Below are 12,878 nucleotides of genomic sequence, written 5' to 3' on the forward strand. Positions count from 1 at the left end.
CAACGGTCCGCACCTACCAGGGGGGCGGTTCAGCGCAGGGCGTCGGCCGGGACGTCGATCTGCATTGCCAGTGCGAGATGATCGGAGAACGCGGCCGGTATGGCTTCCACGGTACGGGTCTGCAGGCCACTGCTGACCAGGATGTGGTCGATGGCGCGGTCCGGGCGCCAGCTTGGGAAGGTCGGCACGATGCAACCGGGCGGCTGCAGCCGGGTCTTCTGGTACAGCACCTGCATTTCCGGGCGTTCTGCCAGGCAGTTGAAGTCGCCCATCAGCACCGCGTTGGGGTGGTCGGACAGCAGCTCGGCGATGAAGCCCAGCTGCGACATCCGCGAGCCTGCGCCCAATGACAGATGGGCGACCGCTACCGCCAAGCCGTCGGCACCGTCGCCGAACTTGGCCAGCAGCACGCCGCGCCCGCCGATGCGGCCGGGCAGGGCGTGATCCTGCACTTCAACCGGTTCCAGCCTGCTCAGCAGGCCGTTGGCGCTGGAGGCGACCCCACCCATGCGCCGGTTCGGCTGGTGGCTCCAGTAATTGAAGCCGGCGCGCTGGGCCAAATAGTGGGTCTGGTTGGTGAAGCCCGAGCGCAGGCTGCCCGGGTCGGCCTCCTGCAGGCCGACGATGTCATGGTCGCGCGCCAGGGTGGCGATCGCGTCCAGGCTGCTGCGCTTGCGACCCGCCGGCAGCGCATGTGACCAGCTGCGGGTCACATAGTCGCTGTAACGGCGGGTACTTGAGCCGGCCTGGATGTTGGCCGTCAGCAAGCGCAGGGTCCGTGTACGGGGGGAATTCACGGCCGGGAAATGCTTCTCTTGGATCAGTGAGCCTGGGCCGCACCGCGTTCGCGGGCGATCAGGTGATCGGCGATGCGCAGCATGTCCGGGAAGCTCTTGCCCTTCACCAGGTACTTGCCGTTGACGATGATCGACGGGGTGCCGCTGATCTGGCTGCGCTGGGCGAACTGCTTGGCCGAGTTGGTCTTGGCATTCACCGCGAAGCTGCCCATGGTGGCCGCGAACTGCTTCGGATCGACGCCGTAGGCGGCGTAGAACTTGGCGATGTCTTCCACCGAGTCACGGCCGCGCTCGCCCTTCAGGGTCTTCTGCGAGTGGATGGCGGCGTACAGCGCTTCGTGCGTCTTCTCCTGCACGCCCAGGGTCTGCGCGGCGTAGAAGGCACGGGCGTAGTCATCCCAGGTGCCGCCGAACATGGCCGGCACGTAGACGAAGTTCACGTCGCTGGGCAGGCCGGCCTTCCACGGGCCGACCAGCGGCTGGAACGCGGCGCAGGCCGGGCAGACGTAGCCGAAGATCTCGGTCACTTCGATCTTGCCGGCGGCCGGCTGGAACGGCTGGCCGTTCGGGATCACCTGGTAGTCGGCGCCTTCCACCGGAGCCGGGCCGGTCAGTGCGGCGGTGGTCGGGGCCGGCGCGGCGGCCGGAGTTGCTTCGGCCGGGGCCTTCTCGCCTTCAGCGGCAGCCGGTGCGGCGCCTTCGCTGCCCGCCGCCGGCGCGGCAGCCGGTTCGGTGGTGGTTGCCGGGGTTGCTGCCGGTTCGGCGGGGGCCGCGGTGGTGTTGGTGCTGCCGTCGTCGGCCTTGCAGGCGGCCAGGATCGGCAGCAGCGCTGCGAGGGCGAGGGCGTAACGGATCTTCATGGAAACGTCTCCAGCATCTGGAAAGGTGGGGCCGGCGGCAGGCGCCGGCCAAGGGGAAATGATGACACGCGGCGGCGACAACGCCGTGTCGGTGGTGGGTGTTGGTTCAGCGGCCGCGGGCGGCGCGCGCCTGCGCGATCAGTGCGGAGGCAATGCGCAGCTGGTCGTCGAAGCTGTTGCCGCGCACCAGGTACTGGCCATTGATGATGATGGCCGGGGTGCCCGGAATCTTGGTGCGCTGGACGAACGCGCGCGCGGCCTCGACCTTCTTCTGCACGGCATCGCCGCGCAGGGCCTGGATGTAGCGGTCCGGGGTCACGCCGTAGGCCTTGTAGAAGGTGGCGAGCTCATCGGCCGAGACGTTCTGCATCGGCAGCGAACCCTGTTCGTGCAGGGCCTTGAACACGGCGGCATGGCTGCGCTTGGCCACGCCGACTTCCTCGGCGGCGTAGTAGGCCAGGGCCCAGGCATCCCAGGCACCGCCGAAGGCCGCCGGGACCGGGGTGAAGCGCACGTCGGCCGGCAACTTGGCCGCCCAGGCTTCCAGCTGCGGTTCGAAATGGGCGCAGTGCGGGCAGGTGTAGCCGAAGACTTCGACCACCTCGATCTTGCCGGCCAGCGGCTGGAACGGGCCCGGCTGGGCGATGCGCTCGTAGTCTTTGCCCTCGACCAGCGGGGCATTGGCGGGGGTGGCGGCGCAGGCTGCCAGCGGCAGCAGCACCAGCACGGACAACAGCAGGCGGGAAATCAACCTCATCGACACGCATCTCCGTTGAAAAAAGCAACGCCGGCGCAGCCGCCGGCGTGAAGGAAACATACCGCAGCCGTGGGCCAACGTCGCGGCCCGGGCCGACCAGTGGTGGTCAGGGGGCGGCAGCCGGTTGTGTTGGCGTGGCCGTGGTGGCCACATCGTCGGCCTTGTTGTGCAGGCCCTGCAGGTAGCTCGACAGCGCCTGCACCTCCTGCTCGCTGAGCTTCTGCGCGACCGTTGCCATGATCTGGAAGTGCGCCTTGTCGGTCTCGTTGGTCTGGCCGGCCTGGTACTCCTGCAGGCGGCGCGCGACATAGCTGGCGTGCTGGCCACCGAGATGCGGATAGGCCGGGCCGGGATTGCCGGCACCGCTGGGGCCATGGCAGGCCATGCAGGCCGGCAGGCCACGCTTGGCATCGCCGCCGCGGTACAGCTGCTGGCCGATCTCGTAGAACTTCATGCCCTTGTAGGGGCCCTCGGTGACCGCCGTGTCATCGGCGATGCCGGCGTTGGCCTTCTGCGTGGCGAAGTAGGCGCCGATATCACGCATGTCCTGTGGGGTGAGGTTCTGCACGAACGGCACCATCGCCACCGCCGCGCCGGAACTGCGCTGGCCATTGGCGATCAGGGCCATCTGCTGGGCCACGTAGCGTTCGCTCTGGCCGGCAATGGACGGATACATCTCCACCGTGGAATTGCCGTCGACGCCATGACAGGCCGCGCAGGCCGAGGCCTTGGCCTGGCCGGCCTTGGCATCGCCCCAGTGGGTCTTGCTGAAATCCACCTCCAGCGAGGCGGTGTTGATCGGCCCATTGTCGGGCAGCGGGATCAACGTGGTCTGCGCGAACGCAGCAGCGGCAACGACTACAGCAGTGGCAAGGGCGGATACGGCAAGAACGCGAGCGTGGCGCATGCTGAAGCTCCGTATGGACCGGGCCGGGCGGTGGCCGCCGGCATCGCCCGGATTATCAACGCCGTTTCCGCGCACGGTCAACGCAGCAGTGCAGCAAAATGCCCGCAAAGGCCGCCGGCACGGGCGCGCGGCGCCGCAACATGCGATCCTAGGCACATGTCATTGCTCATCGAACGCGCCCGTTACCACCTTTCGGCCCATAACGTGCGGCAGCTGCCGCCCGACGAAGGGGCCGAAGTGGCCTTCGCCGGCCGCTCCAACGCCGGCAAGTCCAGTGCGCTCAACGCGCTGACCCGCCAGAACGCCCTGGCGCGTGTCTCCAAGACCCCCGGCCGTACCCAGCAGCTGGTGTTCTTCCAGGTCACCCCGGAGGCGCATCTGGTCGACCTGCCCGGTTACGGCTACGCCAAGGTGCCGCTGGACCTGCAGGCGCACTGGCAGGCCTTCATCGACAAGTACTTCCGCACCCGCGAGGCCCTGAAGGGGCTGGTGGTGGTGATGGACATCCGTCATCCGCTGAAGGACTACGACCGGCAGATGCTGTCCTATGCCGTGCAGCGCGGCCTGCCGGCGCACGCCCTGCTGACCAAGGCCGACAAGCTCAGCCGCAGCCAGCAGATGCAGTCCTTGCAGAAGGTGCGCAAGGAGCTGCAATCGGCCTACGGTGACAGCGTCAGCGTGCAGGTGTTCTCCGGCGAAGACCGTACCGGCGTGGACGAAGCCCGCGCCGTGATCGGCGGCTGGCTGGGGCTGGAATAAGGGATTTCCGGTCGCCCGGCTGGCAGCCGGGCGCTACCGATCTGCTTCCTGGTGGTGCCGGCCGCTGGCCGGCAGCCTCACCGACCGCGCTCGGCACCTCATTTCAGCGGCGAATACTCCGCCGGCACCCAGGCATAGGCCTGGCCTTCGCTGCGCACATGGCCCAGGCCCGGGAACGGCAGGTGCGCACCGGCCACCCACCAGCCGTTGGCGGTGGCCTGCTGCAGCAGCCCCCGACGGCTGGCGATGGCCGCCTTGCGGTCCGAATCGGCCTCGAACGCGGCCTCCGGGTGCGCGAACTGCACCGCGTGGAAGTGCAGCACGTCGCCCCACACCAGCAATGACTGGCCCTGGCTGTCGAACCGGTAGGAGACGTGGCCGGGGGTGTGGCCATGGGTGTCCATTGCCACCGCACCGCCGGGCAGGGCATCGCCAGGGTTGAACGTGCGCAGGTGGCCGCTGGCCTGGTACGGGGCTACCGCATTGCGCGCCAGCGGGAAGGCGAAGCGCACGCCCTTCGGCGCGGTGGCCTCGCTGGCCGGGTTGAGCCAGTAATCGGCATCGGCCCTGGACAGCCACACCGTGGCATTCGGGTAGGCCGGCTTGCCCTGCGCGTCGAGTACGCCGCACAGGTGGTCCGGATGGGCGTGGGTCAGCAGCACCTCGTCCACCTCGGCCGGATCCACGCCGGAGGCGCGCAGGTTGCCCAGCACCTGGCCCAGGCCCGGGCCGAAGCACTGCGCGGTGCCGGTATCGACCAGGGTCAGGTGGTTGCCCTGCCGGATCAGGAACGCGTTGATCGCGGTCTGCAGGCCCTTCCTGTCTTCGGGCACGTAGCGGCCTTCCAGCAGGCGGCTGACCAGGGTGGGCGGCACGTCCACCACTTCCTGCCGGCCCAGCGCGACCACGCCATCGAACAGGGCGGTGACCTGCAAGGCGCCGACGCGCTGGTGGTAGACGCCCGGTACCTGTCGGGTGGGGGCGGGCGAGGTGGCTTCGGCCAGCGCGGCCAGTGGCAGGGCGGACAGGGCCAGCAGCAGGGCGGTGCGCAGCGGCAGGTGGCGCAGGGTCATGATGGTTCTCGGTGGGCGACGGACGATTCCGTTGCCGCATAGCGTGCCGTGGCCGGCGTGTGCGCGGCGCTCAAACCACTGCGTGGAATGCTCAGGGGGGGGGCTGCAGGGCTGCGCCCTGCACCCGCAGAGGCAACGGCCGCAGCCGAAGCAACAGCAACAGCAACAGCAACAGCAACAGCAACAGCGGGCTATCCGTGGGATGGCGGGGTGGGTCCGGTTGCGGGAGACGCCGTAAACCCATCCCTGGGGGCTTGGCCGCGGCATCCATGCCGCGGACACTCCCGCAACCGGACCCACCCCGCCTTCGACAGTTTTCCGCGATCTGTTGGAAATTCTCTTTGGGTCAGATCCGTTTTCCGGAGGAAAACGGATCTGACCCCAGATCGATTTCGATATCTGACAGATGTGTCGACCAAGGTCGACACCTACCAACAGTCGCGAAGATCTGTCAGAGGTGGGGCGGTGTGGGTGGGCAGGACACGCCGTAAACCCATCCATGGGGGCTCGATGGCGCCATCCATGGCGCCAACGGTCCTGCCCACCCACACCGCCCCGCCATCCCACGGATAGCCCGCTGTTGCTGTTGCTGTTGCTTTCGCTGTTGCCGTTGCCTCTGCAGGTGCAGGGCTGCAAGCCCTGCCGAACCCCCTCAAATATCTGTGGGAGCCAGCCCGTACTGCTCGGCGAAGCGCTTGCTGAAACTGGCCGCAGAGCGGTAGCCCGCGCGTGCGGCCACGGTCTTCAGCGGCAGGTCGGTGGTGTAGAGCAGCTGCATGCCATGCGCCAGCCGGGCCTCGGTGAGCAGCTGGCGCAGGCTGGTGTCCTCGGCGGCGAGCCGACGGCGCAGGGTCGCGCCGCTCAGCGCGAACAGCGCTTCCACATCACGCGATTGCCAGTCGCGAGCCGGTTCGGCGGCGATGCGGTCGCGGATCTGTTCGCCCAGGCTCGGCGCCTGCGGCAGCAGCAGGTTGCCGTGGCCCTGCCGACACAGGGTCAGTACCAACGAGGCCAGGGCCAGCCGCGCTTCGCTGTAACGGCCGTCCTGCAGCGATTGCCGCCACTGGCGCAGCACCGCGCCATGATCGATCAACGGCAGTCGCGCCATCGCATGACCGGCGGCGGGAAGCTCTCCGCTCCACAGCGTGCGTGCGGCCGCCAGCACTTCGGCACACAGCGGCACGATGGCGCTGAGGTAACGGCCACTGCGTGGGTCGGGGGTATTGACCACATCAATGCGGCAGCGCTGGGTCAGCAGCAGGATGTCGCCGGGGATGAACTCCAGCGACTGGTGCGCGGTACGCACCTGCTTGCGGCCTTCCAGCAGGATCGCGAACTGTGGTTGTGGAATCTCCACCGAGCTGGCGCCATGTTCGCGCCGAGCGGTAATGCACGCATAACCTTCGGCGCGTGCGCAGCCGGCCAGGCTGGCCATCTCGGCCAGCAGTGCGGTGGCCGGTGGCAGCATGGCGGTCATGACACGTGGGCACCGAACAGGCGACCGACACCGGCCGCCGCGGCCATCGCCAATGCGCCCCAGAACATCACCCGGATCGCGCCGCGAACCGGCGGTGCGCCGCCGGCCCTGGCCGCCACTGCGCCGGTCAGGCACAGGCCGAGCAGGGTACTGGCCGTGGTCATCAGTGCCACCCTGTCGACCGGCGCGAGCAGGGCGGTCAGCACCGGCAGCGCCGCGCCGCAGGTGAACGCACCGGCCGAGGCCAATGCTGCCTGCAGCGGGCGGGCGCGCAGGGTATCGGTGATGCCCAGTTCGTCGCGGGCGTGGGCACCCAGCGCATCATGGGCGGTGAGCTGTTCGGCCACCTGCCGTGCCAATGCAGGCTCCAGGCCGCGGTGGCGGTAGATCGCAGCCAGCTCCTCCAGCTCGCTGTGCGGATTATCGCGCAGCTCGCGCTTTTCCATTGCCAGGTCTGCGTCTTCGGTGTCGGCCTGGGTCTGTACCGAGACGTACTCGCCGGCAGCCATCGACATTGCGCCGGCCACGGTGCCGGCCACGCCGGTGGCAAGGATGGTCGCAGCGGAGGCACCGCCGGCAGCCACGCCAACCACCAGGCCGGCCACCGAGACGATGCCATCGTTGGCGCCCAGCACGGCGGCACGCAGCCAGCCGACGCGCTCGGAGCGGTGCAGTTCGGGGTGTCGTGAATGGCGGCTCATGACGTTGAGTGTACGAGGGTCAAGAGGGCGTCGGTAGGATGCTGAAACCCGTCACCGTCGCATGACGCAACGGGGTGCCACGCTATAGTGCGCCCTTGCGATGGAAGGCCGCGAGCCCCACATCCCCCGCCACCGTCCAGCGAGCTTTCCCCTTGTCGAGCCCCAGCCACGTCGCCGATACCCCCATTACCGACCGCTCGCAGCTGGTGGAGGTGATCGCCTCCGGCGAGAAGCCCCGCGCGCAGTGGCGCATCGGCACCGAGCACGAGAAGTTCGGGTTCCGTCTGGATGACCTGCGCCCGCCGACCTTCGAGGGGGAGCGCGGCATCGAAGCACTGCTCAACGGCCTGGTCCGCTTCGGCTGGGAGCCGGTGCAGGAAAACGGCAACACGATCGCGCTGCTGCGCGACGGTGCCTCGGTGACGCTGGAACCGGCTGGCCAGCTGGAACTGTCCGGCGCGGCGCTGGAGACCATCCACCAGACCTGCGTGGAGACTGGCACCCACCTCAACGAAGTGGCGCAGGTGGCCGGCGAACTGCAGCTGGGTTTCCTCGGCATGGGCTTCCAGCCGAAGTGGAAGCGCGATGAAATGCCGTGGATGCCGAAGGGGCGCTACAAGATCATGCGCGCGTACATGCCCAAGGTCGGCTCGCTGGGCCTGGACATGATGACCCGCACCTGCACGGTGCAGGTGAACCTGGACTACGCCACCGAGGCGGACATGGTGAAGAAGTTCCGCGTGTCGCTGGCGCTGCAGCCGATCGCCACCGCACTGTTCGCCGATTCGCCGTTCACCGAAGGCAAGCCGAACGGCTACCTGAGCTATCGCTCGCACATCTGGACCGACACCGACGCCGACCGCACCGGCATGCTCGACTTCGTGTTCGAGGAGGGCTTCGGTTACGAGCGCTATGTCGATTACCTGCTCGACGTACCGATGTATTTCTCCTACCGCGACGGCATCTACCACGACGCCAGCGGGCAGAGCTTCCGCGACTTCATGCAGGGCAAGCTGCCGGTGCTGCCGGGCGCGTTGCCGACCCTGCGCGACTGGTCGGACCACATGACCACCGCGTTCCCGGAAGTGCGCCTGAAGAAGTACCTGGAAATGCGCGGCGCCGATGGTGGCCCGTGGAGCCGCCTATGTGCGCTGCCGGCGTTCTGGGTGGGCCTGCTGTACGACGACACTGCGCTGGATGCTGCCTGGGACCTGGTGCGTGACTTCACCCTGGACGAGCGCCATGCGCTGCGTGACGGCGTGCCGAAGCATGCAATGAACCTGCCGTTCCGCAACGGCACGGTGCGCGACCTGGCCCGGGAAGCGGTCAGGATTTCCGTGGAAGGCCTCAAGCGCCGTGCGGCGCGCAATGCCGACGGCCAGGACGAGAGCAAGTTCCTGGACGTGCTGCAGGAGATCGTCGAATCCGGCCTGACCCCGGCCGAGCGCAAGCTGGCGCTGTTCCATGGCCGCTGGCATGGCGACGTCGATCCGGTGTTCCGCGAGTTCGCGTATTGATCGTCATGCGGGGTTGCCGGCCAGCGGCCGGCACTACCCAAAAGAAAAACCCCGGCATTGCCGGGGTTTTTCATTTCCAGATCCGTCCTGGCTCAGGCCACGTTCTTCAACGTCGCCATGTCGATCACGAAGCGGTAGCGCACATCGTTCTTCGCCATGCGCTCCCAGGCTTCGTTGACGTTCCTGATGTCGATCATCTCCACATCGCTGACGATGCCGTGCTCGGCACAGAAGTCCATCATTTCCTGGGTTTCGGCCATGCCGCCGATCGCCGAGCCGGTCAGGTGCTTGCGGCCGAAGATCACGCTGCCGCCGGTCAGCGGCGGGTCCAGTTCGGTCAGCACGCCCACCAGGCACATGGTGGCTTCGCGCTTGAGCAGGCCCATGTACGGATTGGTGTCATGGCTGACCGGGATGGTATTGAGCAGGAAGTCGAAGCTGCCGGCGTGCGCCTTCATCTGCGCCGCATCGCGCGAGACCAGCACCTCATCGGCGCCCAGGCGCTTGGCATCGGCGCCCTTTTCCGGGGTGGTGGTGATCATCACCACGTGCGCACCGAGCGCCTTGGCGAACTTCACGCCCATGTGGCCCAGGCCGCCGAGGCCGATCACGCCGACCTTCTGGCCCGGGCCGACCTTCCAATGGCGCAGCGGCGACCACGTGGTGATGCCGGCGCACAGCAGCGGTGCGGCCGCCTTCAGGTCGAGGGTGTCGGACACCTTCACCACGAAGCGCTGCTCGACCACCACGTGGTCGGAATAGCCGCCGTAGGTCGGTGCGCCGGTTTCGCGTTCACGGCCGTTGTAGGTCCAGGTCGCGCCCTCGGCGCAGTACTGCTCCAGGTCGTGCTGGCAGGCGTCGCAGTGGCGGCAGGAGTCGACCATGCAACCCACGCCGGCGTGGTCGCCGACCTTGAAGCGGGTGACGTTGCTGCCGACCTCGGTGACGCGGCCGATGATCTCGTGGCCCGGCACCATCGGGTAGATCGAGCCACCCCAGTCATCGCGGGCCTGGTGCAGGTCGGAGTGGCAGATGCCGCTGTAGAGGATCTCGATGCGCACATCGTCGGGACCGACCGCACGGCGTTCGAACTCAAAGGGGACCAGCGGGGCGGTATGGGAATGGGCGGCGTAACCACGGGCGAGGGACATGGGGGAATCCTTGGCAGGGTTTATCGAAAGGCGCTTTACAATACGCCGCGTTCCCAATGGCAAGAAGCGTGGATATCGGCATGATTCATCAAGTAAAACTGCACAATCATGGCCACTGACAACCTTTCCCACCTGGCCGCGTTCGCGGCGGTTGCCCGCCACCGCAGCTTCCGCCGCGCCGGTGCCGAGCTGGCGTTGTCGACCTCGGCGGTGAGCTATGCGATCCGCGCGCTGGAGGAACGGTTGGGCGTGGGCCTGTTCCATCGCACCACCCGCAGCGTGGCCCTGACCGAGGCCGGGCAGCGCCTGCTGGAACGCCTGCAGCCCGCGCTGGGGCAGGTGCATGACGCGCTGGAAGAAATGAACCACTTCCGCGCCGCCCCGGCCGGCCTGCTGCGCATCAACGCCACCCGGGCGGCGGTGGCGACCCAGCTGCGGCCTCGGCTGGCGCGCTTCCTGCATGCCCATCCTGATGTGCGCGTCGAGCTGACCGAAAATGATGGGCTGGTCGATATCGTCGCCGAGGGCTACGACGCGGGCGTGCGCCTGCACGAATTCGTGCCCGAGGACATGGTGGCGGTGCCGATGGGGCCGCCGCTGCGTGGGCTGATCGTCGGCTCGCCGGATTACCTGCGGCGGCATCCGGCGCCCCAGCATCCGCGCGACCTGGCCTCGCATGAGTGCATCCGCTTCCGCTTTGCCAGCGGGCATCTGTACAAATGGCAGTTCGAGCGTAGCGGGCAGGCGCTGGAAATCGACGTGCCGGGCCGGCTCACGTTGAGCGAGCAGGGCACCGTGGTCGGTGCAGTGCTTGATGGCATCGGCCTGGCCTACGTGCTGGAAGACACCGCGCGGCCGTATATCGAATCGGGGCAGATGGTGGCGGTACTGGAAGACTGGAGCGAGCCGTTCGCCGGGTTCGCGCTGTACTACCCGAAGCAGCGGCAGATGCCCGGTGCGCTGCGCGCGTTCGTGGACATGCTGCGGGAGTGAGGTGCGGTGGTTCGCATCCACGCATGGCGTGGATCTACTCCCGAATGACAGCCGCCACGCGTTGCTTGAAGCGGATCAGTAGATCCGCGCCATGCGTGATTGGCGCCCGCAAAGCAGCCGGCAATTCATTCGACCAGCGCGTCGTAGCCTTCGCCACTGAACTGGATCAGGCAGAAGCCGTGCCCGAACGGATCGGCCAGCACGGCGATACGGCCCCAGCGGCGCTCGCGCACCGGTTGCTCGAGCATCGCCCCGGCCGCGACCGCACGCATCAACGCGGCATCAATGTCCTCCACCACCCAGTCCAGGTGCAGCGGGGTCCAGTGGCGCTCGTAGTCACGCACGTCGCCGTCTTCGGTGGCGGCGCTGCCAGCCTCGTTCTGCAACAGGTAGAGCGGTGTTGGCCCGCCGAGCAGTTCCACCGCGCCGGTACCGAGCCGACGACCGATGCGCAATCCAAACGCGGCCAGGTAGAACGTTTCGGCGGCGGCCAGGTCGGGCACGTCGATGTTGACGATGAAGTTGCGGGCAGTGGCGTTCATGGCAGTGATTTCCTGCATCCGGTGATTGCAGTCTAGTCCCGCCACCTGCTGCGGCCGGTTCATCTCCTGCGCGGATTCGGGCAAGCTGGGCGACCTCTATCGACAAGGACTTCCATGAGCGCACTATCCGACATCGAACAGGCCACCGGCCAGGCCTTCCCCCCTTTGTTCAAGCAGCTGCAGGCAGCAGGCCGGTTGAGCTGGGGCAGTCCGCATCCGGAATGGTCCGAGGTGGTGTTCCCGACGCTGCAGGCGGATCCGCCGGTGCTGCTGTACGCGCAGGAATACGAACCACTGGAACACGATGAGCTGCTCGAAGCGTGGCAGGAGCTGACCGCCGAGGATCATTACAATCCCCTGCGTCCCGACCTGCAGCTCCTGCCGTTTGCGCGGACCGGCGGCGGCGACAGCTACTGCTTCTGGAGCAACGCGCCCGGTTCTGCCGAGCCGCCCGTCGTGCTGGTGTGGCATGACGATGATCGTGCCGATGTGCTGGCCGCCAACTACCAGGATTTCCTGTTCCGCAAGATGGTTGAAGCGGTTGCCGACTACCAAGCGCCGTATACGCTGCTGTCGCACGGCGAGCTGGCCAGCAACCTGCAGCGCTGGCTGCAGAGCCACCAGTCGTTCCTGCGCGGCGACCAGTTCGCGGCGTTGCAGCGGCTGTTCGCCCGCGTTGACGATATTGAGGAAGGAAACATCAGCGACGACGACGCACAGGCCATCGTCGCTGAAGTGATCGGTTTCGAGCGTTTGGACGAGTCGTTCGCCTACGTGCGCGAGGATGCCTGAATCCGGTAGGCCGGAGCGCCGCCATCGGTCGTGCTCCAGCTACCTATCATCGAACGACCAGATGGCATGGCGGCAGCTGGGCCAGCTCGCGGCGGATGACGTGCATCTAGGACAGCGCGGTGGCTGCATCTGGTTTCTGCAGGCACCCGGCGTAGAGCTGCCAAGCAGCCTATTGCGCCAACCCTTCTGTTTTTGCATATATACTATCCCCCAGTATAGTTCCGAGCTGGCCCGCCATGCCGCACTCCCCCGAAGAAAAGAAGAAGGTCCTGGCCCGCGTGCGCCGCATCCGCGGCCAGTGCGATGCGTTGGACCGTGCGCTGGAAGCCGGCGCCGACTGCGGGCCGGTGCTGCAGCAGATCGCCGCCATCCGTGGTGCGGTCAACGGCCTGATGTCCGAGGTGATGGAGGCCCATCTGCGCGAGGAATTCGGCCAGCCCGCCGCCTCCGACGAACAACGCGCCGAACGCGTGCGCGACATGAGCGCGTTGATCCGCTCGTACCTGAAATAGACGACGGCGCAACATTGCGCCGCCCATCCTGTCATTGCCC

General features: G+C 67.4%; 14 protein-coding genes. 5 read left to right on the plus strand and 9 right to left on the minus strand.

The window, feature by feature from the left end:
* Positions 1-29: 29 nt before the first annotated feature.
* The 4 genes from KXV01_RS06715 to KXV01_RS06730 all read right to left on the minus strand — a co-directional run bounded on the left by KXV01_RS06715 (position 30) and on the right by KXV01_RS06730 (position 3,321).
* Positions 30-767, minus strand: a complete 738-nt coding sequence (locus tag KXV01_RS06715; protein ID WP_181453911.1) for an endonuclease/exonuclease/phosphatase family protein — start codon at positions 765-767, stop codon at positions 30-32.
* Positions 768-820: 53 nt separating this feature from the next.
* Positions 821-1,657, minus strand: a complete 837-nt coding sequence (locus KXV01_RS06720; RefSeq protein WP_049414651.1) for a thiol:disulfide interchange protein DsbA/DsbL — start codon at positions 1,655-1,657, stop codon at positions 821-823.
* A gap of 106 nt (positions 1,658-1,763) precedes the next feature.
* The gene (locus KXV01_RS06725) at positions 1,764-2,414 is read right to left on the minus strand and encodes a thiol:disulfide interchange protein DsbA/DsbL (RefSeq protein WP_263467618.1); all 651 of its coding nucleotides are present in this window, start codon (positions 2,412-2,414) and stop codon (positions 1,764-1,766) included.
* 106 nt (positions 2,415-2,520) lie between these two features.
* Positions 2,521-3,321, minus strand: a complete 801-nt coding sequence (locus KXV01_RS06730) for a cytochrome c4 (protein WP_263467619.1) — start codon at positions 3,319-3,321, stop codon at positions 2,521-2,523.
* 156 nt (positions 3,322-3,477) lie between these two features.
* Between KXV01_RS06730 and yihA the strand changes: the two genes are divergently transcribed.
* Positions 3,478-4,080 carry a ribosome biogenesis GTP-binding protein YihA/YsxC gene (gene yihA, locus KXV01_RS06735; RefSeq protein ID WP_049414655.1) on the plus strand — a complete coding sequence of 201 codons (603 nt, stop codon included), beginning with the start codon at positions 3,478-3,480 and terminating at the stop codon, positions 4,078-4,080.
* Between the two features lie 98 nt (positions 4,081-4,178).
* Here the strand turns inward: yihA and KXV01_RS06740 are convergent, their stop codons facing one another.
* The 3 genes from KXV01_RS06740 to KXV01_RS06750 all read right to left on the minus strand — a co-directional run bounded on the left by KXV01_RS06740 (position 4,179) and on the right by KXV01_RS06750 (position 7,331).
* Positions 4,179-5,153, minus strand: a complete 975-nt coding sequence (locus KXV01_RS06740) for an MBL fold metallo-hydrolase (protein ID WP_263467620.1) — start codon at positions 5,151-5,153, stop codon at positions 4,179-4,181.
* A gap of 652 nt (positions 5,154-5,805) precedes the next feature.
* Positions 5,806-6,630: an AraC family transcriptional regulator gene (locus KXV01_RS06745; protein WP_049438546.1), complete on the minus strand. Its 825-nt coding sequence runs from the start codon at positions 6,628-6,630 to the stop codon at positions 5,806-5,808.
* Positions 6,627-7,331 carry a VIT family protein gene (locus tag KXV01_RS06750; RefSeq protein ID WP_049415248.1) on the minus strand — a complete coding sequence of 235 codons (705 nt, stop codon included), beginning with the start codon at positions 7,329-7,331 and terminating at the stop codon, positions 6,627-6,629. Before KXV01_RS06750 ends, KXV01_RS06745 begins: the two co-directional genes overlap by 4 nt.
* A 152-nt stretch (positions 7,332-7,483) precedes the next feature.
* Between KXV01_RS06750 and KXV01_RS06755 the strand changes: the two genes are divergently transcribed.
* Positions 7,484-8,848, plus strand: coding sequence for a glutamate--cysteine ligase (locus KXV01_RS06755; RefSeq protein WP_099495298.1), 1,365 nt, complete (start codon positions 7,484-7,486; stop codon positions 8,846-8,848).
* A gap of 92 nt (positions 8,849-8,940) precedes the next feature.
* Here the strand turns inward: KXV01_RS06755 and KXV01_RS06760 are convergent, their stop codons facing one another.
* Positions 8,941-9,999, minus strand: coding sequence for an NAD(P)-dependent alcohol dehydrogenase (locus tag KXV01_RS06760; RefSeq protein ID WP_049415254.1), 1,059 nt, complete (start codon positions 9,997-9,999; stop codon positions 8,941-8,943).
* A gap of 108 nt (positions 10,000-10,107) precedes the next feature.
* Between KXV01_RS06760 and KXV01_RS06765 the strand changes: the two genes are divergently transcribed.
* Positions 10,108-10,992 (plus strand): LysR family transcriptional regulator, encoded by an 885-nt coding sequence (locus tag KXV01_RS06765; RefSeq protein ID WP_049415256.1) that lies wholly within the window; start codon positions 10,108-10,110, stop codon positions 10,990-10,992.
* A gap of 125 nt (positions 10,993-11,117) precedes the next feature.
* Here the strand turns inward: KXV01_RS06765 and KXV01_RS06770 are convergent, their stop codons facing one another.
* On the minus strand, positions 11,118-11,534 hold the full coding sequence (locus KXV01_RS06770; RefSeq protein WP_049438547.1) for a VOC family protein: 417 nt from the start codon (positions 11,532-11,534) through the stop codon (positions 11,118-11,120).
* 114 nt (positions 11,535-11,648) lie between these two features.
* On the opposite strand from KXV01_RS06770, the gene KXV01_RS06775 reads away from it, so the two are divergent.
* Together KXV01_RS06775 and frmR are read left to right on the plus strand one after the other, a co-directional pair.
* On the plus strand, positions 11,649-12,326 hold the full coding sequence (locus tag KXV01_RS06775) for an SMI1/KNR4 family protein (protein WP_099495297.1): 678 nt from the start codon (positions 11,649-11,651) through the stop codon (positions 12,324-12,326).
* 236 nt (positions 12,327-12,562) lie between these two features.
* Complete coding sequence (frmR, locus tag KXV01_RS06780) at positions 12,563-12,838, plus strand: formaldehyde-responsive transcriptional repressor FrmR (protein ID WP_005411009.1); 276 nt, start codon at positions 12,563-12,565, stop codon at positions 12,836-12,838.
* Positions 12,839-12,878: the final 40 nt, after the last annotated feature.

This window comes from Stenotrophomonas sp. Ps181, from assembly GCF_025697425.1.
In the GTDB taxonomy this organism is placed as follows: domain Bacteria; phylum Pseudomonadota; class Gammaproteobacteria; order Xanthomonadales; family Xanthomonadaceae; genus Stenotrophomonas; species Stenotrophomonas sepilia.